Genomic DNA, 26,324 nt, shown 5'->3' with positions numbered 1-26,324 from the left:
AGGCCCAATCTCATCGACATCAGCTGGTGGTTGCAGGATTCGGCCGGGACGCTAGCGTTCAGGCTTCAGGCGCCGGAAGAGCTCGCGCCGCGAGATCTCTTTCTGCATCGGGCAATCGCGGCGTGCGGCCTCCATGTTCTCGTCGCGCACGCGGATGACCTCGCTCCAGTGCTCGAAGACGGCATCGGCATCGCGGTAGGGTTCCATGTTCAGACACAGCGGTTGCAGCAGATAGTGCCCGAGCCGGTCGTGATAACCGAGGTGGGCCTGTTGCGACTGGCCGAACAGCGCGAAGCCCAGACGCGGCCCCAGGACCAGATACTCGGCATCCGCGCGCTCGGCGGCCGACCACCCCTCGGGCAGTGCCAGCGGCGGCGGCCGGTCGGGGAACAGCAGACGCGCCAGCATCCAGGGCGTCAGCACCAGCAGTACGCGCCAGTCCTCGACGCGACGCAGGGCGCGGACTTCGACCGGCAGGGCGAGATTGAGCATGGGATCGCCCGCCAGCGTTTCTCTGAGGAGGCGCTCATGGATCGCGATGACCGCCGCGCTCAGCGCCTGCTCTTCGTCCAGCTCTTCGGAACAGAGGCGCCAGGCGGCTTCAGGCGTCATCCGGATGCTCCGACGTTTGATCGTCGTCCGCCGGACAGAGACATGCCAAACGCTCGCCGAGTCCGCGATAGAGCATCAATTCGGCCTGGGTGTGCAGATCGCGGGCAAAACGCGGCAGCCACCGGCACAGATGTTCGTCCCATAGCTCGGCGGTGAGTGCGCCGGCCGGACAGTCAGCGTCGCCCTCCCCCGGCGCGACATCGAGCAGATAGGCCGCAAACTCCAGTTGCGTGCCCAGATAGTCGGGCGGCACCTCGCCCGACTCCAGACCGGCACGCCGATAGAGTCCCTGGAGATCCTGCATCGCCGTGCCGCCCATGTTGCCCTGCCGATAGGCCGACTCGAAGGGCGGACAGGGTGTCTTGGGGTAGCCGCTGACGAACAGCCGGGTATGTTCGGCCTGCCAGCGCTCCAGCGGCAGGGACTCCAGCTCGGCGATGGGTTCGGACAACCAGGGTTCCTGGCTGGAGATCTCGCGCAGCGCCTCCAATGCGCCCGCCTCCGGCATCGCCAATAGCATCGCCAGCCGGCGCAAATGGCTTGGGTCTCGGTCGAATGTCATGGACTGGTCTTGAGTGATTTCCAGAAAACGATCCTCGTAGGATGTGGTGAGCGTAGCGAACCGCATCATTCGCAATCGATGCGGTTCGTTCCTCGGTGAAAAAAACTCCTCACCAGGGATAGGCGTAGACCCCGGCATACATGAAGTAATGCCGCAGCAGATAGCCGCCCGCCAGCACCAGCACGGCCGCCGTCAGGATCGGCACCCGGCTGGCCCAGCCGCGCATCACGCCCTTGAGTTCGAGCAGGAAGGGCACGATCAGACCGAAGCCGATGAAGCCGATCAGCCAGCCGTAGTCGTTCCACAGCAGCTCCATCGAACGCACGCCGGACTCCGAGCCGTTCTTGAGATACTGGTAGAGCGAGAACAGGATCACCAGCTCGGCGGCGATCAGCACCAGGTCGATGCGCTCATAGAGCACCCGAACGTGCTCATCGGCCTGATCGTGCAGCAGCGTATACATCAGGACCAGCAGAAACGCCATCGCGGTCGAGAAGGCCGAGACCGTGAACAGCAGCGGTACCGCCGGATTGTGCCACAACGCCACCGCCGGGAAGGATTGCAGCAGCAGTCCGGTATACACGGCCACACCCACCCCATTGATGACCGCCAGCCAGCCGACACTGCGATGGAACCGCTGCACCAGCCTGGAGGTGCCGATGACGAACGGTTTGTCGATCAGGTCGCGGATCACCGGCACCTTATGCGGAAACTCGGTCTCGCGCACATAGGGCAGCGCGTAGAGCACGCCCCAGACCATCATCCAGATGATGAACTGGGTGCCCCAGGCGATCCAGGCGCTCGACTGGTTGAACAGCGCCAGCGGATTGAGCACGGTCAGCACCGCCGTCTTGTCGAGCAGATGGCCGAACAGCATCAGCGAACCGAGCGCCAGCAGCACCACGCCCGCGCCCGCGCCCCAGATCACCAGCGCGCGATTGGGCTTGAGATACATATCGGTCAGAAAGGTCACGGCCAGCGTCGCCGCGCCCAGACCGCCGAAGTAGAGATAGATGGCGAGCCACCAGGTCCACATGTCCTGGGTCGCATAGGTCATGTTGACGTCCATCGTTCAGCCCCTCCAGCGGATATCGTCGATGTAGTAAACATTGGGCCGGGTGCCGATGTGCGGCATCAGCGCCCGTGCCGCGCCGCTCGCCACCATCTGGGCCACCGGATCATTGGGGTCGTCGAGATCGCCGAACATCCGCGCGTAGCCGACGCAGGTCTCGACACAGGCCGGTTTGCGGCCCTGCTCGACCAGATGATCGCAGAAGGAACACTTGTCCATGCTGGGACTGGTGCGTCGATAGTCCGAACCATAGAACTCGCGTCCCTGGCGCATGTCGCGCCGCGTGACCGGAACGCGCGCATGATAGGGACAGGCCATGGCGCAGGCGCCGCAGCCCATGCACAGTTCCTGATCGACGAAGACGATGCCGTTGGCCTTCTTCTGGGTCGCGCCGGTCGGACAGACGGTCATGCAGGGCGGGTTGTCGCAGTGGTTGCACAGCCGCGGGAAGAAACGCCGCTGCACGTCCGAGCCGACACCGATCTCCTTGTCGTGCACATAGGTGCGCCACTTGTTCTTGTCCCAGACCGGGGTCTGGTTCTCCATCGCGCAGGCGGCCATGCAGGCATTGCAGCCGACGCAGGTGTTGAGGTCGATGACCATCGCATAGTGAGTCATGGATCAGAATCCTCCTTCAGGCCCGGTTGACGCGGACGGTGAACTCCTGTGAGCGGAAGCCCGCGACCACCGGCTCGACCTGATAGGGGATGAGCTTGCTGGTGGCGGTGCCGTCGCCGTGGGTGCGCGACAGGGCCTTGTTCTCGACGCCGAACGAACTGTAGACGAAGATGACGTCCGGATGGATCAGGCGCGTCACATAGGCGTTGCCCGTGGTCTGCTGGCCGGACTGGGTGTTGGTCAACTGGATCGGATCGCCCATCGCGATCCCGAGCCGACTGGCGCGCTCCGGATGGATCCAGACGCCTTTGTAAACGTCGCTCTTGAACTCGTTGATCGCCGAGAGCACCGGATTGTTGCTGTTGGTCGAGGCGTGCGAGACGGTCGGCGTCTTGCCATAGGTGAAATAGAACTCGTCCTTGGCCAGCGGTGCGGCGATCTCGCGCGGCGAGCCGGAGCGCAACTGGATCGGGACATTGGCGGCGAGCACGTTGAAGTTGGGCGCGGTGTGACCGCCGTCGCGCAACTGGCGCATCAGGCTGGAGAAGAACTCGACCCGTCCGCTCTCGGTCGGCACCGGCATCCGCCAGGGCATGGCGTGCTCTTCGAGGATCTGCTCGCGGTCGAGTTCGTGATAGACGCCCTTGGCGCGCAGCACGCGATCGATGTGGTCGGGCGTCACGCCGAGCCGTTCGGCGGCCTGATTGAAGGCGACCTCGCGGCAGGCGAGCTGATAGGCGCCCTTCTTCATGGTCTGACGGTTGCGTTCGAGCGCGGCCTTGATCGGCGCGGCCTTGAGGCCCGTCAGCTTCTCGACCCAGTCGTGGAAGGTGTCGGTGTTGCCCGAGATGATCTCGGTCATCTTGAGCAGGATGTCGGCCGTCTCCTCGGTGTCGTAGAGCGGGGGGATGGCGGCATAGCGCGTGGTCAGCGCCAGATCATGGTTGACGCCGTTGCCGTAGAGGGTCGGCTCGTCGCGTTCCAGATAGGTGGTGTTGGGCAGGATGACGTCGGCATAGGGCGCGGTGTCCGAAGGCAGCACCTCGATCATCACCACCAGCTCGACGTTTTCGTGACTCAGGGTCTCCTTCCAGCGCGAGTCGGGATAATAGTGACGCACCGGATTGGAGGCGTTGATCAGGAAGGCGCGCGTCAGATACGGCTCGCCGTTGAACTGCACACGACCCTCGACCGACTCGCGCAACCCGGATTCGGTCATCACCGGCAGGGCGACACTGAAGTGCCCGGCGGCCTTCTCCTGCGCGTTCCAGGCCCAGGTCCAACCCGGACGCCCGTGCGAGAAGTTCTCGCGCTTCGACAGCGCGCCGATCACCATCTTGGCAAAGGCCATGCCGGCGAGCGTGGCCAGCGGCGAGCCCATCTCATAGCCGTGCTCCATGGCCTCGTACATACGCGCGGCCTTGTGATGGACCTCGGCGGAGTTCATCCAGCCGCCGACGCGATCGAGTCCGCCGGTGAGCGCCTGGATCATGGCCTGGACGCGGCGCGTCATCATGATGTTGCCGTAACGCGCGCCATGCCAGCCCGGATCGATGATCGCCGGGCGCGTGGTGCCGAACTCATGGGCGATGCGCTCGATCACCTCGGCGTCGATGCCGGTGATGTCGGCGGCCCATTTGGCGGTGTAGGGTTCGAGTTCCTGGAGCTGGGCCTCGAACACCGTCATCACCGCCCGTCCGTCGAGGCTGTAATCCTTGGGGGTCTTGAGCGCCGGGGTGAAGGCGTTGCCGTCGACATCGACGGTATTGTCGTTGCTGAAGGCGGCGACCGTGCGCACCTCGTCACGGCCCTCGACCCGCACCCTGGGCCGCCCCTGCTCGTCGGTCAGCAATCGCAGCTCGCCGGTCTCGTCGCGATAGGCGAGGAACGGCATATTGGTGTGCTTGCGCAGGAACGCCGCGTCGTACAGTCCCTCGTCCATCAGGATGCGCATCATCGCCAGCAGGAACGGCAGGTCGGTTCCGGGGCGGATCTGGATCCATTCATCCGCCTTGGCCGCCGTCTCCGAGCGGCGCGGGTCGAGTGCGACGATCTTGGCGCCCTTTTTGCGCCCCTGGGCGAAACGCACCATGCGGCAGGTCGAGACCGCGCCGATGGAGGCGTTGTTGCCCATGAAGAGGATGTACTTGGCATTGTCGAAGTCCGGCAGCATCTCGTCGTGGATGTTGAAGTTGCCGGTGACGAGATCCGTGCCCAGGTGCCCCGTGGTGACGCAGTGCTGCATCGGCGAGGCGACGATGTTGGGCACCTCGTTGGCCATGGCGAAGGGCACCGCCCAGCTCATGTAGAACACGCATGAGGTCCAGCCGCCGACCATGGTCCACTCCCAGGGCTGGATCGCGGCCGCCTGGGTCTTTCGGGCGATGTAGTCGTAGGCCTCCTCCCAACTCGCGGCGCGGAAGGCGTATTCGCCGCGCTTGGAACCCTCGACGCGGATCAGGGGCGTCTTGAGCCGGTCGGTGTCGTAGGTCTGGCGCAGTCCGGACTGACCGCGCGCGCAGATCTTGCCGCGGTTGAGGGTCGAATGCGGATTGCCGTCGAGCTTGACGACGCGCTTCTCGCCGTTGCGGGTGTGGGTCGTGACCTTGAGATTGCACACCGAGGAGCAGAAGTTGCAGATGCTGTAGGAGACCTCTTCGATGGTCTCATCCTTGGCGGCGGCGGTCTTGACGAACTGGGTGGCCGGCGACAGGAGTGTCAGCCCGGCCGCGCCGTAGCCTGTGGTTTTGAGGAAGGCACGGCGGGAGAGGCGTGGAATGCTCCAAGCCATGAGGATGTCCTCCGAGGTGGTCGATAGGAGCCCGGGTCTTGGCCACGGGATTAGGGGGTCTTGCGCGATTCAGACGGCAAGCGTGGGCCGGTCGGCAACATTACGGCAAGCGCCCGTTCGAGGTCCATCGGAAGATTCTAATTGGTTGATATGGGTCAAGTGTGGAGCGCTGGCGGTCCCGCCGTGCAGACAACACCCCAACCGATATGGCAAGCTCGCCGCGACTAGCACATAGAGGACACGACAGATGTTCGAGGCAACGAAGGTCGGCCGCTCGGTCAGCAAGCAGGATTACAAGGAGCAGCAGGAAGAACTGCGCACCCAGCTCCTGGAGGTCCAGCGCGAACTCCGGCACACCAACATCCCGGTGATCGTGCTGGTCTCCGGGGTGGAGGCGGCCGGCAAGGGCGAGGTGGTCAACCGGCTCAACGAATGGCTCGACACGCGCGGCGTGCAGACCTTCGCCTTCTGGAACGAGTCCGACGAAGAGCGCGAGCGTCCCCGCTACTGGCGTTTCTGGCGTGCCATGCCGCCGCGCGGCGAGATCTCGATCCTGTTCGGCGGCTGGTACCAGACGCCGATCGAGCATCGCTTTCGCGGTCAGTGCAGCGACGCCGAACTCGACGGCGAACTCAATCGCATCGTCGACTTCGAGCGGATGCTGGTCCAGGACGGGGCGCTGATCGTCAAGTTCTGGTTCCACATGTCCGAGTCCGACCAGAAGGCGCGGCTCAAGGAACTCTCGCGCGACGATCGCAGCCGCTGGAAGATGCTGCCGGAGAAGAGCAAGTTCTCCGAGCACTATGCCGCCTTCGAGCAGGTGGCCGAGCGCGTCATCCTGCATACCGACCGTGGCAGTGCGCCCTGGTATCTGATCGAGGCCGGCGACCGGCGCTATCGCGACCTGACCGTCGGCAAGACGCTGTTGCACGCCATCCGCTCGCGGCTGGCCGAGAGCGGAGCGAACGAGGCCAACGGCACCCCGACCAGCCCGGAACTGCCCGAGAGCGACAGCGCCCAGATCACCCTGCTCGATCAGCTCGACCTCGATCTGGCCCTGCCGCACGAGGACTACAAGAGCGAACTCAAGCGGTTGCAGACCGAACTCAACGAGCTGGCCTGGAGCGCCTACAACAAGCAGCGTTCGGCCGTGCTGGTGTTCGAGGGCATGGATGCCGGCGGCAAGGGCGGCGCCATCCGCCGTATCACCCAGGCCGTCGACGCACGGCTCTACCGCTCCATCCCGGTCGCGGCGCCGACCGACGAAGAGAAGGCCCATCACTACCTGTGGCGCTTCTGGCGTCACATCCCGCGCGCCGGCCTCATGACGATCTACGACCGCTCCTGGTACGGGCGCGTGCTGGTCGAGCGTGTCGAGGGATTCGCCGGGGCGTCCGCGTGGCGCCGTGCCTATTCAGAGATCAACCGCTTCGAGGAACAGCTCGTCGACAGCGGTATCGTGCTGGTCAAATTCTGGATCCACATCAGCCAGGACGAGCAGCTCAAGCGTTTCAAGGACCGCGAGGAGGTGCCCTACAAGCGCTACAAGATCACGGAGGACGACTGGCGCAATCGCGAGAAGTGGCCGCAGTACAAGGAGGCCGTCAACGAGATGATCGTGCGCACCAGCACGCGCCATGCCGGCTGGACCCTGGTCGAGGGCAACGACAAACCCTATGCGCGCGTCAAGGTGCTGCGCACCGTCTGCGACGCGCTCAACGAGGCGCTCAAGGGACCGCCGGCACCGACCGCCGGCTATCTGCCCTGTGGCGAGAAGCGCGTCGAGCCGGCCGCCACTGGCAAGCCGGTGAAGACTGGCGGCGGGTGAAATCGTTCGGTGCGGCATCCTGCCCCGTCACGCTCGATCATCCTGTCACAGGTGCACGACTCCATGACCTCACCTCTCGCCGCGCCCCTGACTGGTGTCGTTCTGGCCGGCGGTCGTGCGCGACGCCTGGGCGGCGTGGACAAGGGACTGCTGCCGGTCGACGGACGGCCGCTGATCGCCTGGACGCTCGCCGCCCTCGCCCCCCAGGTCGGCCCCGTGCTGATCAACGCCAACCGGCATCTGGAGCGCTATGCCACGTTTGGCTATCCGGTCATCACCGACTCGATACCGGACTACCAGGGTCCGCTGGCCGGATTCCTGGCCGGGATGCGCGCCGCCCGCACCGACTGGATACTCACCCTGCCCTGCGATGCTCCACGGCCACCGCCGGATCTCGCCGCGCGGCTGATCGCGGCACTGGTCGAGCAGGACGCCGAACTGGCCGTGGCCACGGATGGCCGGCGCCGGCAGTCGGTCCATGCACTGCTGCCGGTCGCGCTCGCCGAGGATCTCGAGCGCTTTCTGGTCGAGGGCGGTCGCCGGGTCGAGGACTGGCAGCGCAGCCATCGGCTCGCGCTGGCCGATTTCAGCGACCAGCCCGAGGCGTTCGGTAATCTCAATACGCCCGAGGAACTCCAGCGGTTCGCCGAGCAGATCGGTCAAAAATCCGCTGACGATCACGACCGATGATGACGAATCGGTAATTCTCCGAGGCCAGATCCGGACTTGCACAGGTGGAGGCGGCTCGCTAGTTTTCAGCGATCGAATCGCCAACGTCCAGAGATTACGGTGAAATCCATGTACTCCCGGCTTACCCAGTCTTATTGGAGCCTGTTGCCGCTGCTCCTGTGTCTGACGACCGTGTCTCAGGCCGCGCTGCCGCTGAGCGTCGACGGCCAGCCGCTGCCGACGCTCGCGCCCATGCTGGAGCGCGTGCTGCCCGCCGTGGTCAACGTCTCGACCGTCACCCGCATCGAGACGGCCGAACATCCCCTGCTGCGCGACCCCTTCTTCCGTCATTTCTTCGACATTCCCAGCCGGCGCCAGTCGCGCGAGAACAGCAGTCTCGGCTCGGGCATCATCGTCGACGCCGGGCGCGGTCTGGTGCTCTCCAATCATCATGTCATCGCCAAGGCCGACGCGATCCGGGTGACGCTGCACGATGGGCGCACCCTGGAGGCAACCCTGATCGGCAGCGATCCGGAGACCGATGTCGCCGTGCTGCGCATCCCGGTCCAGGATCTGAGCGCCCTGCCCCTCGCCGACTCCGACCGGCTGCGTGTCGGTGATTTCGTGGTCGCCATCGGCAACCCGTTCGGACTGCGCCAGACCGTGACCTCGGGCATCGTCAGCGGCCTGGGACGCACGGGGCTGGGTATCGAAGGCTACGAGAACTTCATCCAGACCGATGCCTCGATCAACCCCGGCAACTCGGGCGGACCGCTGGTGAACCTGAACGGCGAGCTGGTCGGCATGAACACCGCCATCCTCGCCCCCGGCGGCGGCAACATCGGCATCGGCTTCGCGATCCCAACCAACATGGCGCGCGCCATCCTGGAGCAACTCGTCGAGTTCGGCGCGGTGCGGCGCGGTCTGTTCGGTGTCGCGGTGCAGGATCTGACCGATGATCTGTCCGGCGCTCTGGGTCTGAGCAACCTCGATGGCGCCCTGATCACGACCGTGGAGCGCGGTTCGGCGGCCGACGAGGCTGGACTGCGCGTGGGCGACATCATCCTGAAGCTCAACGACAAAGCCGTGCGCGGCGCATCGGATCTGCGCAATCAGTTCGGACTGCTGCGGGTCGGCGAGTCGATCACGCTCGACATCCTGCGTGACGGCAAGCCGCGTCGGCTGACCGGGCGCGTCGCCGATCCCTATCGCCATTACATTCCGGGCGAACGCCTGTCGCCGGTTCTGGCCGGCGCCCGATTCGGCGAACTGGACACGACCTCGGGCATCCCGGCCGTGCCCGTGGGGACCGTCGACCCCGAGAGTCCGGCCTGGCTGGCCGGGTTGCGCGAGGGCGATCGTCTGGTCCAGGTCAATGGCCAGCGCATCGGTGATCCACGCGATATCGCCCAGATCCTGCGCGCCTCCAAGGGGCTGTATAGCCTGCGCATCCAGCGCGGTGATGATCTGATCCTGCTGTCGCGACGCTGAGCGTCTCGGCTCGCCCCGTTCGCTATCGGGTAACGCTTGATCGAAATGTCCATGGCCACGAGAACAGATCCATTTTTGCTCACAAGACTTGCCCCACTCAGGCGCGCGTTAACAGATCAGGATCTGCCCGAGCGTGCGGATCTGTTCAGCGCGGCTTCACTCAGCTTGTCTTCGTCCACGCCAGACGCTAGCGTTGCCACGCTTCCAACCATCGAACACGAGTCCAGCCATGCCTTCCAGCTTTACCCTGCTTCCGCTCATGCTCCCCGCTCTGGCCGGCACGGCCGAACTTCAGGTCGGCGATACCGCCCCGGCCCTGTCGCTGAACGATCAGCACGACACAGCCCGGACGACGCTCAGTGTGAGCCGGTTCCTGCTCTTCTCTGCGGACAAGGACGGATCGAATCTGGCCGATGCGGTGCTGGAGGGACAGACGGGCGAGACCATGGAGCAGGCAGGCATCGCCTATGTGGCCGACATCAGCGCCATGCCGGCGATGGTGACGAAGATGTTCGCCATGCCGAAGCTGCGCAAGCGCCCGTACCCGGTGCTCCTGGGACGAGCGGCTGAGGACACGATGAACCTGCCGCGCCAAGCGGGCCAAGTCACAGTGATCGAACTGAACGGGGAAAGCGTGGCATCCATCGCATTCATGAGCGATGTGAGTGCCCTACGCGCCCGTCTCGGACTCACGGCCTAGCGTGGCAGGCGGGGTCATGCACACCGAGATCGTCGGTACATGCTGGTACCGCGGCGCCGGCCTGGACCAGTCGGACTATGGGCGGGAGACGTGCTGCATGGCGTGCGGCAAGCCAACCCGCGTGTGTCGCAACTGCCGCCACCACGCGTCCGGTCGCCCCAACGATTGTCTGAAACCGCTGGCCGAGCGCGTGCTCGACAAGACACGCGCCAACTTCTGCGAGCATTTCGAATCCAGCCTCACCCCAGCGGCGGCGGGAACCTCCCCAGCGCCAGAAGACTTGGCCAGAGCCGCACAGGATCTGTTCAAGTAACCGCCGCACCCACCGCGCCCAAACGGCATTCAGGAACTCACCATGTCCGCACTCTTCTCCAGCTTCAGGCTCAAGGACATCACGCTGCGTAACCGCATCGCCGTCCCGCCGATGTGCCAGTACAGTGCCGAAAACGGCCTCACCAACGCTTGGCACCAGGCCCATTACGCAAGCTTGGCGCGCGGTGGGGCCGGACTGGTGATCGTCGAGGCCACCGCCGTGGCCCCGGAGGGTCGCATCACCCCGGCCTGTCTCGGACTCTGGAACGAGACCCAGGCCGAAGGTCTGGCGCGCATCGCGGCCGCGATCAAAGCCGGTGGCGCGGTTCCGGGTATCCAGATCGGCCATGCCGGCCGCAAGGCCAGCGCCAACCGCCCTTGGGAGGGTGACGACCACATTCCCGAAGGCGACCCGCGCGGCTGGACACCGCTCGCTCCCTCGGCGATCGCCTTCGGCGCCAATCTGCCGCGCGTCTCCAAGGCCATGAGCCTAGAGGAGATCGCCCGCGTTCGCGGCGACTTCGTGGCCGCCGCCAACCGTGCCCGCGAGGCCGGTTTCGAATGGCTCGAACTGCACTTCGCTCATGGCTATCTGGGACAAAGCTTCTTCTCCGTCCACTCCAACCAGCGTACCGACGACTACGGCGGCGACGCCGCCGGACGCGGCCGTTTCCTGCGCGAGACCCTGGCGGCCGTGCGCGAGGTCTGGCCGGAACGTCTGCCGCTGACGGCCCGCTTCGGCGTCATCGAGTTCGATGGCCACGACGAGGAGACGCTGGCCGAGTCGATTGAGCTGGTGCGAGACTGGCGGCGTGGCGGTCTGGATCTGCTGAGCGTCAGCGTCGGGTTTTCCACGCCGACCGCCCAGATTCCCTGGGGACCGGCGTTTCTGGCCCCCATCGCCGAGCGCGTTCGCCGCGAAGCCGAGCTGCCGGTCGCTTCGGCCTGGGGCATCGATGCCCCCGCCACCTGCAATCGTGTCATCGAGCAGCAGCAGATGGATCTGGTGATGGTCGGGCGCGCCCATCTGGCCAACCCGCACTGGCCCTATCAGGCGGCCCTGGCGCTGAACGAAGACAGGGCGTCCTGGGTCTTGCCGGCTCCCTATGCGCACTGGCTGGAGAAGTATCGGCCCAGCGCCTGAGCCATGAACTTGAACGCTCAGAGTCTCACTCTTCCAGCTTTGCCGTCACCAACATATTCAACATCCCTATCATCGCTATTCTTCGCGTCACCTGAACCTAAACAAAATCACAATGAAAAACAGTTTTTTATACAAGGTCGTGATTTTGTTGACACTGACGATTTTCCGGCTGAGTGATGCCCTGTCCGCCCCACTAGTGCTGGAGGATCGCCCCCAGGGCCAGCGCGCCGAGGGCTATCTCTCCGTGTTGCGCGATCCCAGCGGCCGTCTGGACTTCGATCAGGTTCGCGAACGCTCCTTCACCCCGCTTGCAGGGCAAGCTGGATTTGGCTTTACCCATGATGCGATCTGGCTGAAACTCGACGTTCATGAGAATACCGGGGCTTTGGAGCCTGATGACGGTCACTGGTGGCTGGAAGTGGCCCTGCCGTCCTTGGACGACCTGCGTCTCTACGTGCCCGATGCCGATGGGCACTACCGGATGACCCGCGTGGGCGACCACCAACCCTTTGCCGAGCGTCCGCTCGCCCATCGACTGTTCATATTTCCGCTCGCACTTCCCGGCCCCGGCACCTACAGCCTGTATCTGCGCGTGGCGACCGGCGACAGTCTGGCAGTTCCCGTGCGACTGTGGGGGCCGCAGTCGTTACGCGAGCGCATGGCGCACGAGAATCTCTGGCTGGGCATCAGCTACGGCCTCATCCTGGGCATGCTGATCTACAACGCTTTTCTCTGGATCGCGTTGCGCGATTCGCTCTATGGCATCTATGTGCTGGCCTGTCTGACCTCGCTGGTGGTCATTCTCGAATTGAACGGCCACGCCTACCAGTACCTCTGGCCAACGAATCTCTGGCTGGCCGATTACCAGCATGCGCTGATACCCGCGCTGCATTTCATCGCCCTGTCCTGGTGGGTGCGCCGCTTTCTCGACACGCCCAGAAAGGCGCCGGTTTTCGATCTGGCGCTGCGCGGGATCACGCTGGCCGCGCTAGGAATGATCGCCTTGAGCATCGCCGATCAGTACGCGATTGGCAATCAACTGGCGTTCTGGGTCGGCACCACCATGACGCTCCTGATCTTCGTTGCAACGCTGCGCGTTCTGTGGCGCGGTTATCGACCTGCACGCTTGTTTCTGCTCGCTCAATTCGCACCACTGGTCGGCGCGCTCCTGACCCTGGCGCGTGCGCTTGGGCTTGCCCCGGATACACTCTGGATTGAGCATGCGTTCCAGATGGGCGTGTCGCTGGAAGTGATGCTGTTCTCGCTCGCCCTGGCGCAGCGGATCGAGTTGCTGAGGCAGGAGAAACAGCAGGCCCAGCAACGGGCAGAAACCGATCCGTTGACCGGACTGTTCAACCGTGAAGGTCTGTCACGGCGAGTCAGCGATCTGTGTGATCGACGGGCACCCTATGCACTGATGGTCGTGGATCTCGATCGCTTCAAGCCCGTCAATGATCAACTGGGTCATGAGGCCGGTGATGCCGTGCTGATCGCGGTCGCCGAGCGGATGCGCGCCCTGGTGCGTGCCGAGGGTGATAGCGTCGCGCGTATCGGTGGCGATGAATTCGTGCTGATTCTGCGCGGCATGACACACGAAACCGATGCGGGGGTCGTCGCCGCTAAACTGCTGGAGAGTCTGGCGACCGCCATACCGACTCCCGCCGGCGAGGTCCGTATCGGCGCGAGTATCGGCATTGCGCTGTCCCCGGCGGACGGACAACAACTCGCCCGTCTATTGCAAGTGGCCGATCAGGCGATGTATCGCGCAAAGCAAGACGGTCGTAACCGCTGGCATTACGATGGCCATCGCAACGGCTACCAGGCTGAGAATCCGAGCGTGGTAGCTAAATAGCGCCACGGGGCCCAGATCCGGCAATCCAGCCCCAGACGCTTTCACATGGGCGTTGCCATGCCTCGGACGCGACTCATGACGACACGATGCTAGCGCCCCGCGCCGCGCAACGCGGCCAGACGCTGCGCGGTCAGCGCCGACCACTTGTCGAACGCATTCTTGGCATAGGCCCAGCTCTGGAAGGAGTTGACATAACCGCTGGCCCAGGTCTGGGCCGCGCCCGTCGCCCCGGTATCCAGCTCGGCGGCATATTTGCGCCCGATCTGGGTATCTCGGCACTCGGCGAGGATGGTTCCCTTGGCGCTGTCGACGAACTGCATCTCCATGCCGGTCTCGCCCAGATAGGGGGTGGAGCCGGCGGGTCGTCCCGTGGCGGCTCCCGCGCCGGCCTCGGCCACGAAGCCATAGGGGATGACGGTTCCGGTCACACTGCGGGTCACGTCGGTGGGAACGAGATTGGTCAGGGCGATCCGCAGTCCGAGCACGCCCGGTCCGGGCTTCTCGACCACCTTCATCTGCGGCTGGAGCGCCTTGACCATCGAGTCATGGAAATAGTCGGTCAGCGTCTTGAGATCGGTCGGGTCGATCGTCGTCTGCTGGCCGGGCTTGAGCGAGACACTCATACGCGCGATCAGCACCTTGTCGTAGCGCTTGATGTCGAGACCGGGCCGGCGCCAGCACTGGATGCCCTCGGCCCAGGCCACCGGCTTGAGACGGGCATAGTTCGACAGAAACCCGCTCTGGGTCAGCCGGCCCGGATCGCTGACGGTGACGCCGGTACCGCTGCCGAGCGGATTGGAGCCGGTGGAGGCGCAACCGGCGGCGAGCACGGCTGCCGTCAAGGCGAGGCCGCGCATCCAGGACGAGGTATCGAAGTGTCTGTCGGTCATATCGTGTTTTCTCATGTGAAACATGCTGTCGATCCGGTGAATCGCATCGATGCCGTTCAGTTTTGCATCGCGGCTTCGACCGGAAACTCCCAGGTCACCAGTCCGGTCTTGACCAGCTCGCGTCCCGGCTCGCCCAGGCGTTTGCCGTAGCGGATCAACTGGATCAGGTCCGAGCTGACCATCGGATTGCTCGTGAAGTAGGAGTGTCCGAAGAAATCGGTCCGCCGACCTTCGTAGCCGATGAAATCGGCCCGGTCCAGGATCGCGAAATAGCGCTGGGTTTTGTCCGGGATGTCCTCGGGACGCACTTGTCCGACACGGTTGCGACTGCGAAACAGCCAGCGCGAGACCCGCAGCGCCCGATCCTCGGGGGAAGCGTAGATCGTCAGGCGTCCCTTGAGCACGCGCGGCAGCCGCGCCTCTGGCCAGACCGTGACCAGATCCGGGTCGGAGAGAAAGCCTGTGAGCTGCTGACCGGCGATGTCCACATCGATATCGGGCGAGAGCAGAACCAGATTCTCGATGTGGTAGAGATCCACAGGTTCCTTGCCGGCGGCGATGGCCTCCAGCGCCAGTTCGCGCACCGCTTTGAGCGTGAGCGCGGTGCCGCGACTGTGGGCCAGGATCTGCAACCGCTCCAGACCCGGCGTGGCCGCGATCATTCGGATGGATTTCTTGAGATGCTCGACCGCGTAGTCCGCCGACTCGGTGGTGGTGGTGTAGGAAATCAGGAAGTTGCCGCTGGAGGATGCCGGCCAGGTGAAGAAGGCGCACACCTGTTCACGCCCCAGGAAGTGGCACAGCTCCGCCGTGGTGAAGGCGGCGGTTTCGAAGGTTTCGTTGAAGCCGTGGATATAGAGCAGCACCTCTTTCTTGGGCACACCGGCCAGTCGGCGCTGGACCTCGCCCTGGAGCCGCGACTTGGAAGCGGCATGCTGTGCCAATTCCTCCCGGTCGCGCAGGATCTTCCCCTGGGCATCGCGGCCTAGCCGATAGGGCTCCTCTGGAAAGGCGCCCAGCTCCTGCACCGCGCCCAGTTCCAGCGTGATCTCGGGGGCGCGCTTGGCCGACCGGCTCCGGGCGCGCAGCGTTTCCCAATCCATCGGCGGCATCAGTCGCACCTGGGCGCGACCGAAGCGGATGTTGCGCGCCCGTTCCTGACCATAGGGCAGAGGACTTTCGGGCGCGGTTTCGGGCGCGCGGTCGGTGAGATAGAGCAGGTCGAGATCCGTGTTCGGGTGCGCCTGACCGGACGGCTCGAAGAGCGCCGGTCCGTCCGGGGTCTGATAGAGCGTGGGCGTAGGCATCAGCGGGCGCCCGCTGGTGGCGCAACCACCGAGTAGGACGACGGCGAGCAGGACGGCGGCGGTGGCGCGCGATGAGCATGGCATGGTGTCGAAACCCGTTTTTCAGGTGATATCCAGGAAAGTCCGCTCCATCGAAAAGGGTGATTTGGCCAAACACCGGCCCCCGCGGCCGTATGGACGCCGATTGCGGGGACCGGTCGGTCTTCTAGAAGGTCACTTCACCGCTGATCGCCCGCATGTAGGAGGCGCTCACGCCATCGCCCACGGCCACTGAATCGAGCACGCTCGGATCCTCGACCTTGAGTGTGATGTGCTCATCCGGTCCCTGAATGGTCACGCTTGCATTCTTCTTGTCCAGCGCCGTGACGATTCCCGTGACGGTCAGCGAATCGATCATCATGCCGGCGGGTTTAGCGCCCGGATCGCGCACGATCACCGATTCACTCGACACGCTCGGTTCACCGACATCGGCACCCTTCTGCAGGTCGACCAGCAGGAGTTCGGTTTCGGTGATAGTCAGGGTGTTGCCGATCTTTATCTCGTTGAGACGCTTGACCTCGGCGGGAACACGCAACACCTCGAACCGCCCCTCAGGAGTCTTGATGGTAAGCATGCGCTGTTCGACATTGACCACGGTCACGGTACCAGTGAGCGAGGTGGAAACCGCGCCGCCCGCGACGGGCAGGGTCTCGGCCTGGACGGTAGCCGAAAGACCGATCAGGCTCAGGGTCAGGGCGCAGGCCAGATGGATCGGGCGTGTAGGTGTCTTCATGCTCATGAATCCTCAGTGGTTGAGTGAAACGACGACAGGAACGATCAATAGGGCGAGGTCACGACGACGTACTGAACGCTGGTTCCGACATATTGCGGCCGATACCAGGTCGAGCCGCATTGCTGATAGGTGAGTCCGTTGACCGAGACCGTGGTGCAGGACGGTGGCAGCGAATAAATGATGGAGCCGACCACAGCGGCGGTGGTAGCGACTGCGACCCCGGCAGCAACCGGATGTGCCCAGGCATTACCCGGCGGAGGTGGGCGATAGCCGGGCGCGGGTGGGCGCCCACCGCCGGGAGGCGGACCGCCGGCGGGCGGACGAGCCATGCCGCCGCCACCAGCAGGAGGGCGACCGGCTGGCGGACGCGGACGTGCGCCGCCACCGCCACCGTGAACGGAGACCCGCGCAGAGGCATGAACACCGCCGCGCGCCTCAGTCTCCAGGCTGATCAGGCTCAGTCCGGTCGCCAGAGAGGCGATCACGGCGATCGGGACGAATCGTTGGATACGCGATCGCATGGGCAGGCTCTCGGGTTAGGGTGTGGCCGGGGCATCATCCGTCACGACGATGGTGATGGGATGATCGTCCTTGGTCGGCGTGAAGCTGAATACGGCCTCTTCCGGCTTGGCCGTGGTGTCCCAGCTCAGATTGGCCGTGAACTGCGGCTCGCCCTCGACGTCCTTGCTCGTGATCACATAGCGTAGCGGCAGAGGCGCCTCGCCCTGGGCGATCCAGATCTGCCAGTCGACATCGGCTTGACGGAAGGCATAGTGGTCGGCCAACTGACCGGCGATGCGGCTGGCGCCGACCCGCATCGCCTCCTGGATCGCGCCTGAGTCATCACCCGACTCGCCCCAGAGGAAGAGATCGGCGAGTGGAAACTCGACGTCATACTTGGCCTGAAGATATTCGAGCGTCTCGCGGATCGTGGGCGGTGCGGGGATGGTGGTGTAGTAGCGGCTCTCCGGGGCCACAAGGGTGAAATTCCGACCGTCGTAATAGAGTTCGCGCGCCTTGCGATCGGTCTCGACGTCGGCGCGCAGCCGATCGGGACGGCGTGCCTGGATCTCGACCGTCTTGGTGAGCTGGATCTTCTGGCCCGACTCCAGCACCTCGTCGAGCGTATCCTCGGCCTTCACGCTGAAGGATTGCAGCCCGCGCAGATAGGCGCCCATGCGTTCCAGCGCCTGCATGGCGGCGGGATCGATCAGGGGCGTTGCGTCCTCGCTCGGCGCCGCCTCCCGTGGCTCCTCGGCCAGCGCGGCCCCCGAGAGTGTCAGACCGGCCAGCAGGAGCAGGACCGGACGTGGATCGATGGGTTTCATGCCTGTGTCTCTCCTGGTTGTTTTATCCGAACGCAGTATGTTCCGGACAGTCCGGAATGTTGCTGGATAGCGGCTGGAGGCCGGCCGCCAACGGCCTTTCTCTCAATGCCCGCCCAGTACCAGCGTCTGGATCGGCAGCAGCAACGCCTGGATGCGCAGGAGCATGGCATGTACCAGCCCGACGGCGTCGATGGCGTGCAGACCGAGCCAGCGCAGAGCGCCGATGTCGGGATCGGCGAGCGCCTCGTGGTTGCTGGTATAGGCGTTGGCGATGCAGACGCCGCCCTGTGGCAGATCGTCGAGCTGGCCCTCATAGAGCGGTTCGAGGATGGCGGTGAGGGTTCCCGGGCGTGCGATCTGTTGGATATCGACCAGTTGGTCGGTGGCCCGAACCTGACCCGAGGCGATGACGTCCTGGACCTCGGTGATAACCACCGGGACGATCTGCCACGGCTTGGCCACACAGGTGACCTCGCCGATCATGCCGACCTTGAGTACCGGCGCCTCGATCTGGCCGAAACCGGCCATCAGCCCCGTGACCTTGCGGTCCGGCACCAGAATGCCGGCGGGCCGCAGCATGGGATTGACTACATCGCCCGGACGCAACGCGAACTGCTGCACGACGCCGTCGGTTCCGGCCACGATCAGGCTCTTGTCGAGTTCGATCTGGGCCTCGCGCAACGCGGCCTCGGCGCTGGCCTTCTGGGCCGGGAGCTGGAACTCGATCTCCGAGACCACGGCCGCGCGGCCAGCCAGTGCCGCATCGAGCGCACCCTGCTGGGTCTCGATATTGACCCGCGCCCGCTCGACGTCGCGCTCGGCGACCGACCCCGGACTGCGCTTCTGTACCTCGGCGCGCGCCCTGAACTCATCGGTGGCCTGCTGGAGTCCGCCGCGCGCCTGGACGATTCGCCCGTCGGCTTCCGCCAGTTGCGACTGGGCGACGATCATCGTCGCCTCGATCTCGGCGATCTTGCGCCGGGCGGTTTCGATGGCCGCCTCCTGCTCGGTGCTGTCGAGCCGGAACAGGGGTTGACCAGCCGTCACCCGTTGATTGATGTCGACATAGGTCTCGGCCACGCGGCCATTGCGCTCGGGCAGGATGGTCACGGTGCGGAACACCGAGGTCGCGGCCTTGGTCGAGGGATGGAAATAGAAGATGGTCGTGATCAGGCTCAGGGTGAGGATCAGACACAGGGTGATGCCCCAACGCAGCTCGAACCAGACCGAGAACAGGTTGATCTCATGTCCGAGCCGCTTGCCCTGGACGAAGCGCCGATAGAGGAAGTCCGGCAGGATGGTCAGCATCGAGCAGAGGAAGAGTTCCAGCATGACTCAATCCTCCTTTGGCTCAGGCGACTGGCCGGCGGTGCTCGGCGGCGCCTCACGCGCGGGCGTGGCGGAAGGAATGGGCGCCGCGACTTCTCGACTGGGTTCAGTCGGTGGAACAGCCGCCGGTTGTGCCGCATCGGCCAACCGCTCCAGCGAACGCGCGATCGTGCCGAGCGGCGTGGTGAAATCGGGCAGCGGCACCAGGGCCAGCAGCAGTCCGGCGATCCAGAAGGCGTGGTTGTGGGTGAAGAGCGCCAGCAGACCCAGTACCGCGACGAGTTGGAACTGGATCTTCTGGCCGCGATGCGCCAACTGCTCCGGCAGCGCGTGGAGTTTGAAATAGAAGAGTCCGAGACCAGTGACGGCCATCAGCACGAAAATGGCATTCACCACGAACAGCACATCCGTCTCTCCCGGCGCGGTGATGAAGATGGGCAGATGGGGGATCGCTTCCGGATGCAGCAGGTGTAACGAGTCCGTCATATCGATCAGGCTCCTATGGCGACGGTCAGACCGTCTCTGGGATGAACTTGAACGGATAATCCGGCTCGCGATACCCGTGCGGTTTCTGACGCTTGGGCAGGACGATGTGCTCGCGCGGCAGTTCCTCGTAGGGGATACGGCTCAACAAATGCCGGATGATGTTGAGCCGCGCGCGCTTCTTGTCGTCGGAGCGGGCCACGAACCAGGGCGCGAACTCGGTATCGGTCGCCGCGAACATGGCGTCGCGCGCCCGCGAATAGTCGTACCAGCGGCTGTAGGATTGCAGATCCATCGGCGAGAGCTTCCAGAGCTTGCGCCCGTCCTCGATGCGCGCTGAAAGACGCCGCGTCTGCTCCTCGGGACTGACCTCCAGCCAGTATTTGATCAGGATGAGGCCCGAGTCGACCATCGCCCGCTCGAACATCGGCGCCAGACTCAGAAAGCGCTCGGTCTGCTCCTCGGTGCAGAACCCCATGACCCGCTCGACCCCGGCGCGGTTGTACCAGCTGCGGTCGAAGATGACGATCTCCCCGGCCGCCGGGAAATGGCGCATGTAGCGCTGGATATAGATCTGGGTCTTCTCGCGCTCGGTCGGCGCCGGCAGCGCCACCACGCGGAAGACGCGCGGACTGACCCGCTCGGTGATAGCCTTGATGGTGCCGCCCTTGCCCGCGCCGTCACGACCCTCGAAGACGATGCACACTTTGAGTCCCGCGTGACGCACCCACTCCTGGAGCTTGACCAGCTCGACATGGAGCTTGGCCAGTTCTTTCTCGTAGGTCTTGGTCTTGAGCTTCACGAGCGTCTCGGGTTCCTGGGCGGCCGCCTCTTCGACGACGTCGGACGGTTTGGCGGACGTGTTCTTCTTCATCGGCGGATCTCCTGGATGTTGGTCGGACGGCGCGCCCGTTCCATGACCTCGATCCCGGCGCGCCGCGCCACATGATCGAAACGGATCACGGGCGGTCGGGTGGAGAGTTCGATTGCGGCAAGCAGCGTCTTGCAGGCATCGGATCGCAGATGCCGGTCCAGCATGGCCTGTGAGTCCCATTCCTCCACCAGCATGAACCCATTGGGGTCATCGAAGTCGGTATAGAGCTGGCAGCGCAGACAGCCCGGCGCCACCCGGACGGGTTCGAGCAGGGCGCCCAGTGTGCGCGCCAGATCGGCGTGTTGCGACGACGGGACGAAGATGCTCATCGAAAAGATGATCATTCGGAGGTCTCGTGCAAAACGACAGGGAGCCGGTTCGTTCGGCCAGCAGGCGCCTGGCGTGGGATCTATGGCGCCCACAGACTCGACGCGGCTGAACGATACGGGCTATACAGCAAAAAAAGGGCCATGAACTGAAAGCACGGCTGGAGATGAAGATGGCTTTTCCGATCAATGGTTTGATCGTCACATCGGGTCCGAAAGACGGCATGGCTCCGATCTCATCCTCTGAAATATCAGAGTTTCCACGAATCAGACGCGCCGCATTCGTCTCGGAGCGACGTCAATGTCATCCACGGCATCGACGCCTTCGATTCGGGCGCGACCCCGTTGCGATTCGTAGATCCTCCGATATGTCGTGGGCCTCTGTCGCGACACAATGTCTCCATCGATACTGGAGGCGCCCAACACTCTGATTTGACGCGATTCGCGCCATAGCACACGGCTTTGCGTCCAGTTGGCGGGCGATTTGCTTTCATCGGGTCGCACAGAACGATCCGATCAACGATTCCAGATGAGAACTCGATCTGTGCCGCCCTTGATCCTCACCCGCGAGGCGCGGTGATGACTCCGCCTCTGCGTTAGTCGCCGTCGTGCATTTCAAATTCGACACACAGCCCAGGAAGACACCATGAGCGAGCTCTCACATGAAGAAGGCGTGATCGTCACCATCCTTGAGCGCTTCGAGAAGTTTCGACTTCCGCGCGCGCTCGACATCAAGGCCAAGGTCGATCGGGGTGAGCCGCTCGATGACTCCGACATCAGTCACCTCAAGCAGGTCATGGAGGATGCCGAACACATCAAGTCGTACATCGACAAGCGGCCGGAATACGAGAAGCTCTATGCCCGCGCGGTTCATCTGTATAAAGAGATCACGGACCAGGCGTTGAAGAACGAGCCGGGAGCCTGATCAGGGGCATGCGGATCGGCCAAAACGGCTTGGCGTAACAGCGGGACGCCGGCCTTGTCTTTCCGCTGGAGCCGGGCCGGCTCATTGCAGATAACGCGAAGCCGCGCTGACCAGATCCTCGCGCTCGGGCAGATCCGCCGGCACGATGGTCAGCGGCAACGCCACCACGCGCCGTCCCTGGGCATTGCGTAGCTCCTGGAACTCGATGCGGCGCGCCGAAGGATCACTGGGCGCGCGCTGGATGTTCATGGGATCGAGGACGAAGGCGATCGGTTCGGCCCAGAGTTGGGCCGGAGCATCCGCCAGCAGCTCGCTGACGATGCCCAGATGCGCCTGCAAGACATCCTGATTCGCCCCCAGCCTCTCCAGTTGCGCCGTGATGGTGTCCAGCTCGGCCGCGAGCGCTGCCGGATCCGGGGCGTCGTCCTCGGCTTGTTCGAAGCTCCAGCCAGCGCGCTCCAGGGTCTTGAGTTTGCGCCGCAGGAGATCACGCTGGCGGGTCAGATCGGCCCGTTCCACCCGCGTCTCGGCGATGCGGCTCAAGGCCAGGGTCAGGAGATGGTCGAAGGCGCGACGCTTCCACAGACGCCGGCTCTCGGGCTCGTTCGTGGTCGGGTCGAGCAGCCGGTGTCCCGTGAAATTGACCGTGACCTGCGGTACGTCGCGCCGCACCTGATCGCCCACAAGATCCAGACCCAGGATGTTGCGTTCCGCGTGCTCGGTCATCAGCAGGGCCGCGACCTGTTCGGCACCCTTGCCCTCCGGGCCGGCGAGGAAACGCGACAGGGCCGGATCACGCACCAGGATCTCCAGCATGTCGCCCGCCGAGGAGAAGACGGTCGACAGGCGCGGCTCGGTTCCATGTTGGCGCACGCTCGCCGGCAGCGGCGCCTGGATGGCGTCGACCAGTGCGATCACATGATCGATCGCCTTTATGACCGGAGCGCGTAGCCGCTTGCGATAGCCCGGCAGCAGCCGCAGGCGCGAGTCCGTGCCGTCGACCGCGCGCTCGATGGCCGTCTCGATGAGTGATTCCGGGTAGCTTTGGCGCGTCTCGCTGCCGAAGATGGATTGAAAGAGCTTCATGCGTCCGTCCTCATAGAATCATCATGACGCCCACTGTAGAGCATCCCGATTCCGGCGAGCAGCAGCGCGACCAGGGTCAGCATGCCGGCCGAGTTGCTGGCCAGCGTAGCCAGAATCATGGGTCCGACGAAGTCAACCCGGAGCGCGCGTGACCATCATGCCGCCGAACAGAAGCGCGAGCGGTCCGCCCGCGACCTTGGACGCCTCCAGCAAGTCGTTGCGGTCCAGCAGCCCGAGCGCCAGCAGCACACAGACTCCGAGTAGGGCCGGCACCACGAACCCCTGACCGTCGCGTAGAGGATGATCGCCGGGAACTGGAGCTTGAGGATGGCCTCGCGGGCCAGGGTCCAGAAGGTGTTGCGCAGCAGCAGATCGCTCCGGCGCGCCTGCAAGGCGGGAGCGCCAGTGAATCGGCACAGAGGAGTGAGCACAGAAGCTTGGGCCAGCGCAGCAACTCGAATGGAGACCCTGCGAATACACTATAGTTGAAACCCAGTGAAACCTGATGCGTTCGCACGCCTGATCGGCGGTGCCGCAGGTCTGGGTTTAGGCGTGCGGCGGTTCCACACCTACACGGACGATTCTTTGGGTCGCTCATACACCCAGGCCAGGAGCAGCTTGTAGCCGAGCGTCAGCACCACGGCACCGACGAAGAGTCCGATAATGCCGGAGCTGATGAAGCCGCCGATGGCGCCCACGAAGATCACGGCCATGGGCACCTGCACACCACGTCCTAGCACCAGGGGCTTGAGCACGTTATCCAGGCTGCCGACGATGAGACTCCAGACCAGGAAGAGCACCGCCGGCACCGTGTCGGCCGTCGCAAAGACATAGATCAGGATCGGCAGGGTGATCGGAAAGATGCCGATCTGCACCGTGCTGAGCAGCAGACACAGCAGTGCCCAGAGTCCGGCGGCAGGGATCCCCATGACCATGAAGCCGATCCCCGCCAGGATGGCCTGGATCAGCGCCACCCCCAGAATGCCCTTGGTGACGCTACGCACGATGGTCTCCGCGAGCCGGGCGAGCTCCTCGCCCTTCTCGCCCGCCAGGCGCGTGGCGACGGCCCGGGCGAATTCAGCGGAAGCGTCCGAATGCGCCAGCAGCGCTCCCGCAATGATGATGGCGATGATGAACTGCAGGACGCTGAACCCAGCTCCCGCAACGGTGGCCAGCAACCATCCAGCCGACGCCTTGAGCTGGGGAGCGAACTTGGCGGCTGTCTCGGCCAGGTTCTGGGACGCCTGGTTCCAGAAGACGTTGAGCGGCTCGCCGACCAGAGGCCAGTCCTTGATCGACTCAGGTGGTCGCGGAACAGCCAGCGTGCCTTCTTGCAACCCTTTGGCAAGATTCTGGGCGCCGTCCAACAGTGTGTCGCTCAAGAGTACGGCCGGGACCAGCAGCACCAGGAGATCGATCACGACCATCAGGGTGGCGGCGGCGCGCCGGCGCCCGCCGAGCCAGGCGCGCAGCCTGAGATAACCGGGGTACTGCGCCACCGCGATGATGATCCCCCAGGCGATGGGGATGACGAACGGCTTGACGATATCGAAGCACCAAGCCGCCAGCACCAGCAGTAGAGCGATACGGATGGTCGCTTCAAGGGCATTGGCCACGAATGCGTTTTGCGGCTGCATGGGAAATTTCTCAACGTCGCGGACTGTGTCTGGCGGATGCCTCAATCAACCGGAGCGACTTGAGTGCGAAACCGCTCGACGGCCAGCGAGAGATTGAACAGGAGCCGCTCGCGACCAAGGGTCTCGCCGAGTGAAGAGCGCTGGACCATGCCGAGCACCTCGGGATTGAGCGCCACCAGCCAGAGTTCGATACCGCGCGCACGCAGCCGCTCCTCGCCCTCGACCAGCATCTTGAGCGCCGAGTACTCGATGTCGATCACGGCGCTGAAGTCCATCACCAGTACGCGCGGTTCGGCGGCCTCGATCAGCGGCCAGAGCTGCTCGCCGATCCGTTGGGCATTGGCGAAGAACAGACGCCCCTCCGGCCGCACCATCAGCAGTCCGGGGACGGTCTCGTCCTCCGGGTGCGCATCCGTTCTCGGACGGAAGACATCCGTGCCCGGCTTGCGCCCCAGCACATAGAGCCGGGGATGCGCGGCCTGATAGGCCAGCGACACCAGGGAGACGATAATGGCCACCAGAATCCCCTTGAGCGTCCCGAGCACCACCACGCCGGCGAAAGCGGCCAGCGCCCAGAGAAACTCCATGCGCCGGATCTTCAGGATGTCGAAGAGCTCGACCGGCTGGATCAGCCCGATCGAATAGACGATGACCACAGCCGCCAGGGTCGCCTGCGGCATCAGGCCCATCAGGGGTGCGAGCAGGAGCAGGGTCGCGACGGCGGCCACTGCCGTCACCAGACCGGCGACCTGAGTACGGGCGCCGGCACGCCGGTTCACCGCCGTCTGTGAGGTGCCGCCGCCGCCCGGCATGGCGCCGAACAGGCCGCCGACGAGGTTGCCGAGTCCGGTCGCCACCAGCTCGCGGTTCGGCTGCGGCTGTGGTTCGCCCCGCCCCGCGAAGGCGCGCGCGGCGGCGATGGATTCGGTGAAGCTCATCAGCGCGATACCGAGCGCGCCGGGCCAGAGTTGCGCGATCAGATCCGGGTTGGGCCGGCTCAGGGCCGGCAATCCCTGGGGGATGTGGCCGATGATGGCCACGCCCTGATCCTGTAAGGCGAGCAGCCCGGAGACGGCAATGCCGAGCGCGACCGCGACCAGCGGGGCCGGAGCGCGCGGGACCAGACGCTCGACTCCGAGCAGGATGGCCAGCATGGCCACGCCGACCGCCAGGGTCGCGAGCGAGGTCTCGGGCAGATGCGCGATGAGCGCGAAGATGTCGCGCACGAAGCCCTCTTTCTCGAAGTGGATCCCGAGCAGCTTGGGCACCTGATCCAGGATGATGACCAGCCCGATGCCGGCCTTGAATCCGGTCAGCACCGGCTCCGAGATGAAGCTGGCGACGACCCCGAGCCGCAGCACCGCCGCCAGGATCAGCATCGCCCCGACCAGGATCGCGAGCGTCGCCGAGGCCGTCAGCAGCGCCGCCGGATCGCCGTTCGGCACCACCAGCGCGAGCTGGGTGCCGGTGAGGATCGCGAGCGTCGTGGTGGTGGTGACGCTGAGCGGTCGCGAGGTGCCGAGGATGGCGTAGATCACCAGGGGCACGAAGGCGGTGTAGAGTCCGACCTCCACCGGCAATCCGGCGATGGTGGCATAGGCCATCGCCTTGGGGATGACCACGGCGGCCGTGGTCAGGCCCGCCACCAGATCCAGGCGCAGCCAGCCGCGCTGATAGTCGCCGAGCCAGTCGCGCATCGGGATCAAAGCCATGAGG

General features: G+C 64.7%; 27 protein-coding genes. 8 read left to right on the top strand and 19 right to left on the bottom strand.

Annotated features, from left to right (window positions below; genetic code table 11):
- Positions 1-51: 51 nt before the first annotated feature.
- From hybE to ALVIN_RS06500, 5 genes are all read right to left on the bottom strand, one after another.
- Entirely contained in the window at positions 52-612 is a 561-nt protein-coding gene (hybE, locus tag ALVIN_RS06520; RefSeq protein WP_012970532.1) for a [NiFe]-hydrogenase assembly chaperone HybE, read from the bottom strand.
- Complete coding sequence (locus ALVIN_RS06515) at positions 602-1,174, bottom strand: TorD/DmsD family molecular chaperone (RefSeq protein WP_148217467.1); 573 nt, start codon at positions 1,172-1,174, stop codon at positions 602-604. The genes hybE and ALVIN_RS06515 overlap by 11 nt, the downstream gene beginning before the upstream one ends.
- Before the next feature lie 109 nt (positions 1,175-1,283).
- A complete protein-coding gene (nrfD, locus tag ALVIN_RS06510; RefSeq protein ID WP_012970530.1) occupies positions 1,284-2,243 on the bottom strand; it encodes an NrfD/PsrC family molybdoenzyme membrane anchor subunit in 960 nt (319 codons plus the stop codon).
- Between the two features lie 3 nt (positions 2,244-2,246).
- Positions 2,247-2,864 (bottom strand): 4Fe-4S dicluster domain-containing protein, encoded by a 618-nt coding sequence (locus ALVIN_RS06505; protein ID WP_012970529.1) that lies wholly within the window; start codon positions 2,862-2,864, stop codon positions 2,247-2,249.
- A gap of 16 nt (positions 2,865-2,880) precedes the next feature.
- Positions 2,881-5,655 (bottom strand): molybdopterin-dependent oxidoreductase, encoded by a 2,775-nt coding sequence (locus ALVIN_RS06500; RefSeq protein ID WP_012970528.1) that lies wholly within the window; start codon positions 5,653-5,655, stop codon positions 2,881-2,883.
- Positions 5,656-5,902: 247 nt separating this feature from the next.
- Here ALVIN_RS06500 and pap point away from each other — a divergent pair, with 247 nt between their 5' ends.
- The 7 genes from pap (at position 5,903) to ALVIN_RS06465 (ending at position 13,651) form a co-directional block, all read left to right on the top strand.
- Positions 5,903-7,483: a polyphosphate:AMP phosphotransferase gene (pap, locus tag ALVIN_RS06495; RefSeq protein ID WP_012970527.1), complete on the top strand. Its 1,581-nt coding sequence runs from the start codon at positions 5,903-5,905 to the stop codon at positions 7,481-7,483.
- Positions 7,484-7,546: 63 nt separating this feature from the next.
- The gene (gene mobA, locus ALVIN_RS06490) at positions 7,547-8,173 is read left to right on the top strand and encodes a molybdenum cofactor guanylyltransferase MobA (protein ID WP_012970526.1); all 627 of its coding nucleotides are present in this window, start codon (positions 7,547-7,549) and stop codon (positions 8,171-8,173) included.
- A gap of 108 nt (positions 8,174-8,281) precedes the next feature.
- The gene (locus ALVIN_RS06485) at positions 8,282-9,643 is read left to right on the top strand and encodes a DegQ family serine endoprotease (RefSeq protein WP_012970525.1); all 1,362 of its coding nucleotides are present in this window, start codon (positions 8,282-8,284) and stop codon (positions 9,641-9,643) included.
- 229 nt (positions 9,644-9,872) lie between these two features.
- Complete coding sequence (locus tag ALVIN_RS06480; RefSeq protein WP_012970524.1) at positions 9,873-10,343, top strand: hypothetical protein; 471 nt, start codon at positions 9,873-9,875, stop codon at positions 10,341-10,343.
- A 16-nt stretch (positions 10,344-10,359) separates the two neighbouring features.
- Positions 10,360-10,656 carry a hypothetical protein gene (locus ALVIN_RS06475; RefSeq protein ID WP_012970523.1) on the top strand — a complete coding sequence of 99 codons (297 nt, stop codon included), beginning with the start codon at positions 10,360-10,362 and terminating at the stop codon, positions 10,654-10,656.
- A gap of 42 nt (positions 10,657-10,698) precedes the next feature.
- The gene (locus ALVIN_RS06470; RefSeq protein WP_012970522.1) at positions 10,699-11,799 is read left to right on the top strand and encodes an NADH:flavin oxidoreductase/NADH oxidase; all 1,101 of its coding nucleotides are present in this window, start codon (positions 10,699-10,701) and stop codon (positions 11,797-11,799) included.
- A gap of 112 nt (positions 11,800-11,911) precedes the next feature.
- Positions 11,912-13,651 carry a diguanylate cyclase gene (locus ALVIN_RS06465; RefSeq protein WP_012970521.1) on the top strand — a complete coding sequence of 580 codons (1,740 nt, stop codon included), beginning with the start codon at positions 11,912-11,914 and terminating at the stop codon, positions 13,649-13,651.
- A gap of 89 nt (positions 13,652-13,740) precedes the next feature.
- Here ALVIN_RS06465 and ALVIN_RS06460 read toward each other — a convergent pair whose 3' ends face one another.
- From ALVIN_RS06460 to ALVIN_RS06420, 9 genes are all read right to left on the bottom strand, one after another.
- On the bottom strand, positions 13,741-14,541 hold the full coding sequence (locus ALVIN_RS06460; protein ID WP_223295275.1) for a DUF3313 domain-containing protein: 801 nt from the start codon (positions 14,539-14,541) through the stop codon (positions 13,741-13,743).
- A 56-nt stretch (positions 14,542-14,597) separates the two neighbouring features.
- A complete protein-coding gene (locus ALVIN_RS06455; protein WP_012970519.1) occupies positions 14,598-15,932 on the bottom strand; it encodes an alpha/beta hydrolase in 1,335 nt (444 codons plus the stop codon).
- A gap of 121 nt (positions 15,933-16,053) precedes the next feature.
- Complete coding sequence (locus ALVIN_RS06450) at positions 16,054-16,620, bottom strand: hypothetical protein (RefSeq protein ID WP_012970518.1); 567 nt, start codon at positions 16,618-16,620, stop codon at positions 16,054-16,056.
- A gap of 44 nt (positions 16,621-16,664) precedes the next feature.
- The gene (locus ALVIN_RS17020; protein WP_012970517.1) at positions 16,665-17,141 is read right to left on the bottom strand and encodes a hypothetical protein; all 477 of its coding nucleotides are present in this window, start codon (positions 17,139-17,141) and stop codon (positions 16,665-16,667) included.
- 15 nt (positions 17,142-17,156) lie between these two features.
- Complete coding sequence (locus tag ALVIN_RS06440; protein ID WP_012970516.1) at positions 17,157-17,948, bottom strand: DUF2092 domain-containing protein; 792 nt, start codon at positions 17,946-17,948, stop codon at positions 17,157-17,159.
- Positions 17,949-18,050: 102 nt separating this feature from the next.
- Positions 18,051-19,280, bottom strand: a complete 1,230-nt coding sequence (locus ALVIN_RS06435) for an HlyD family secretion protein (RefSeq protein ID WP_012970515.1) — start codon at positions 19,278-19,280, stop codon at positions 18,051-18,053.
- A gap of 3 nt (positions 19,281-19,283) precedes the next feature.
- The gene (locus ALVIN_RS06430) at positions 19,284-19,763 is read right to left on the bottom strand and encodes a hypothetical protein (protein ID WP_012970514.1); all 480 of its coding nucleotides are present in this window, start codon (positions 19,761-19,763) and stop codon (positions 19,284-19,286) included.
- A gap of 25 nt (positions 19,764-19,788) precedes the next feature.
- Positions 19,789-20,634 carry a polyphosphate kinase 2 gene (gene ppk2, locus ALVIN_RS06425; protein ID WP_012970513.1) on the bottom strand — a complete coding sequence of 282 codons (846 nt, stop codon included), beginning with the start codon at positions 20,632-20,634 and terminating at the stop codon, positions 19,789-19,791.
- A complete protein-coding gene (locus tag ALVIN_RS06420) occupies positions 20,631-20,978 on the bottom strand; it encodes a putative quinol monooxygenase (RefSeq protein WP_012970512.1) in 348 nt (115 codons plus the stop codon). The genes ppk2 and ALVIN_RS06420 overlap by 4 nt, the downstream gene beginning before the upstream one ends.
- A gap of 628 nt (positions 20,979-21,606) precedes the next feature.
- On the opposite strand from ALVIN_RS06420, the gene ALVIN_RS06415 reads away from it, so the two are divergent.
- Positions 21,607-21,885, top strand: coding sequence for a hypothetical protein (locus ALVIN_RS06415; protein ID WP_012970511.1), 279 nt, complete (start codon positions 21,607-21,609; stop codon positions 21,883-21,885).
- Between the two features lie 81 nt (positions 21,886-21,966).
- On the opposite strand, the gene ALVIN_RS06410 is transcribed toward ALVIN_RS06415, so the two are convergent.
- The 5 genes from ALVIN_RS06410 to ALVIN_RS06400 form a co-directional block, all read right to left on the bottom strand.
- Positions 21,967-22,971, bottom strand: coding sequence for a hypothetical protein (locus ALVIN_RS06410; RefSeq protein WP_012970510.1), 1,005 nt, complete (start codon positions 22,969-22,971; stop codon positions 21,967-21,969).
- Positions 22,968-23,090, bottom strand: a complete 123-nt coding sequence (locus ALVIN_RS18155; protein ID WP_263053327.1) for a hypothetical protein — start codon at positions 23,088-23,090, stop codon at positions 22,968-22,970. Before ALVIN_RS18155 ends, ALVIN_RS06410 begins: the two co-directional genes overlap by 4 nt.
- Before the next feature lie 13 nt (positions 23,091-23,103).
- Complete coding sequence (locus tag ALVIN_RS17800; RefSeq protein ID WP_190275525.1) at positions 23,104-23,244, bottom strand: hypothetical protein; 141 nt, start codon at positions 23,242-23,244, stop codon at positions 23,104-23,106.
- 296 nt (positions 23,245-23,540) lie between these two features.
- Positions 23,541-24,608: an AI-2E family transporter gene (locus ALVIN_RS06405; RefSeq protein WP_012970509.1), complete on the bottom strand. Its 1,068-nt coding sequence runs from the start codon at positions 24,606-24,608 to the stop codon at positions 23,541-23,543.
- A 41-nt stretch (positions 24,609-24,649) separates the two neighbouring features.
- The gene (locus ALVIN_RS06400) at positions 24,650-26,320 is read right to left on the bottom strand and encodes a SulP family inorganic anion transporter (RefSeq protein WP_012970508.1); all 1,671 of its coding nucleotides are present in this window, start codon (positions 26,318-26,320) and stop codon (positions 24,650-24,652) included.
- Between the last annotated feature and the right edge of the window lie 4 nt (positions 26,321-26,324).

The sequence above is a fragment of the Allochromatium vinosum DSM 180 genome (assembly GCF_000025485.1).
In the GTDB taxonomy this organism is placed as follows: domain Bacteria; phylum Pseudomonadota; class Gammaproteobacteria; order Chromatiales; family Chromatiaceae; genus Thermochromatium; species Thermochromatium vinosum.
This window is presented reverse-complemented; position numbering and strand designations above follow the sequence as displayed.

Coding starts and splice junctions, on each gene's coding strand:
- ALVIN_RS06485 (WP_012970525.1), top strand. CDS start 8,282: ATGTACTCCCGGCTTACCCAGTCTTATTGGAGCCTGTTGCCGCTGCTC.
- ALVIN_RS06435 (WP_012970515.1), bottom strand. CDS start 19,280: ATGCTGGAACTCTTCCTCTGCTCGATGCTGACCATCCTGCCGGACTTC.
- ppk2 (WP_012970513.1), bottom strand. CDS start 20,634: ATGAAGAAGAACACGTCCGCCAAACCGTCCGACGTCGTCGAAGAGGCG.
- ALVIN_RS06440 (WP_012970516.1), bottom strand. CDS start 17,948: ATGAAACCCATCGATCCACGTCCGGTCCTGCTCCTGCTGGCCGGTCTG.
- ALVIN_RS06505 (WP_012970529.1), bottom strand. CDS start 2,864: ATGACTCACTATGCGATGGTCATCGACCTCAACACCTGCGTCGGCTGC.
- ALVIN_RS06475 (WP_012970523.1), top strand. CDS start 10,360: ATGCACACCGAGATCGTCGGTACATGCTGGTACCGCGGCGCCGGCCTG.
- nrfD (WP_012970530.1), bottom strand. CDS start 2,243: ATGGACGTCAACATGACCTATGCGACCCAGGACATGTGGACCTGGTGG.
- ALVIN_RS06410 (WP_012970510.1), bottom strand. CDS start 22,971: ATGAAGCTCTTTCAATCCATCTTCGGCAGCGAGACGCGCCAAAGCTAC.
- hybE (WP_012970532.1), bottom strand. CDS start 612: ATGACGCCTGAAGCCGCCTGGCGCCTCTGTTCCGAAGAGCTGGACGAA.
- ALVIN_RS06420 (WP_012970512.1), bottom strand. CDS start 20,978: ATGATCATCTTTTCGATGAGCATCTTCGTCCCGTCGTCGCAACACGCC.
- ALVIN_RS17020 (WP_012970517.1), bottom strand. CDS start 17,141: ATGCGATCGCGTATCCAACGATTCGTCCCGATCGCCGTGATCGCCTCT.
- ALVIN_RS06465 (WP_012970521.1), top strand. CDS start 11,912: ATGAAAAACAGTTTTTTATACAAGGTCGTGATTTTGTTGACACTGACG.
- ALVIN_RS06500 (WP_012970528.1), bottom strand. CDS start 5,655: ATGGCTTGGAGCATTCCACGCCTCTCCCGCCGTGCCTTCCTCAAAACC.
- ALVIN_RS06415 (WP_012970511.1), top strand. CDS start 21,607: ATGAGCGAGCTCTCACATGAAGAAGGCGTGATCGTCACCATCCTTGAG.
- mobA (WP_012970526.1), top strand. CDS start 7,547: ATGACCTCACCTCTCGCCGCGCCCCTGACTGGTGTCGTTCTGGCCGGC.
- ALVIN_RS06405 (WP_012970509.1), bottom strand. CDS start 24,608: ATGCAGCCGCAAAACGCATTCGTGGCCAATGCCCTTGAAGCGACCATC.
- ALVIN_RS06450 (WP_012970518.1), bottom strand. CDS start 16,620: ATGAAGACACCTACACGCCCGATCCATCTGGCCTGCGCCCTGACCCTG.
- ALVIN_RS06460 (WP_223295275.1), bottom strand. CDS start 14,541: ATGACCGACAGACACTTCGATACCTCGTCCTGGATGCGCGGCCTCGCC.
- ALVIN_RS06455 (WP_012970519.1), bottom strand. CDS start 15,932: ATGCCATGCTCATCGCGCGCCACCGCCGCCGTCCTGCTCGCCGTCGTC.
- ALVIN_RS18155 (WP_263053327.1), bottom strand. CDS start 23,090: ATGATTCTGGCTACGCTGGCCAGCAACTCGGCCGGCATGCTGACCCTG.
- ALVIN_RS06515 (WP_148217467.1), bottom strand. CDS start 1,174: ATGACATTCGACCGAGACCCAAGCCATTTGCGCCGGCTGGCGATGCTA.
- pap (WP_012970527.1), top strand. CDS start 5,903: ATGTTCGAGGCAACGAAGGTCGGCCGCTCGGTCAGCAAGCAGGATTAC.
- ALVIN_RS06430 (WP_012970514.1), bottom strand. CDS start 19,763: ATGACGGACTCGTTACACCTGCTGCATCCGGAAGCGATCCCCCATCTG.
- ALVIN_RS06400 (WP_012970508.1), bottom strand. CDS start 26,320: ATGGCTTTGATCCCGATGCGCGACTGGCTCGGCGACTATCAGCGCGGC.
- ALVIN_RS06470 (WP_012970522.1), top strand. CDS start 10,699: ATGTCCGCACTCTTCTCCAGCTTCAGGCTCAAGGACATCACGCTGCGT.
- ALVIN_RS06480 (WP_012970524.1), top strand. CDS start 9,873: ATGCCTTCCAGCTTTACCCTGCTTCCGCTCATGCTCCCCGCTCTGGCC.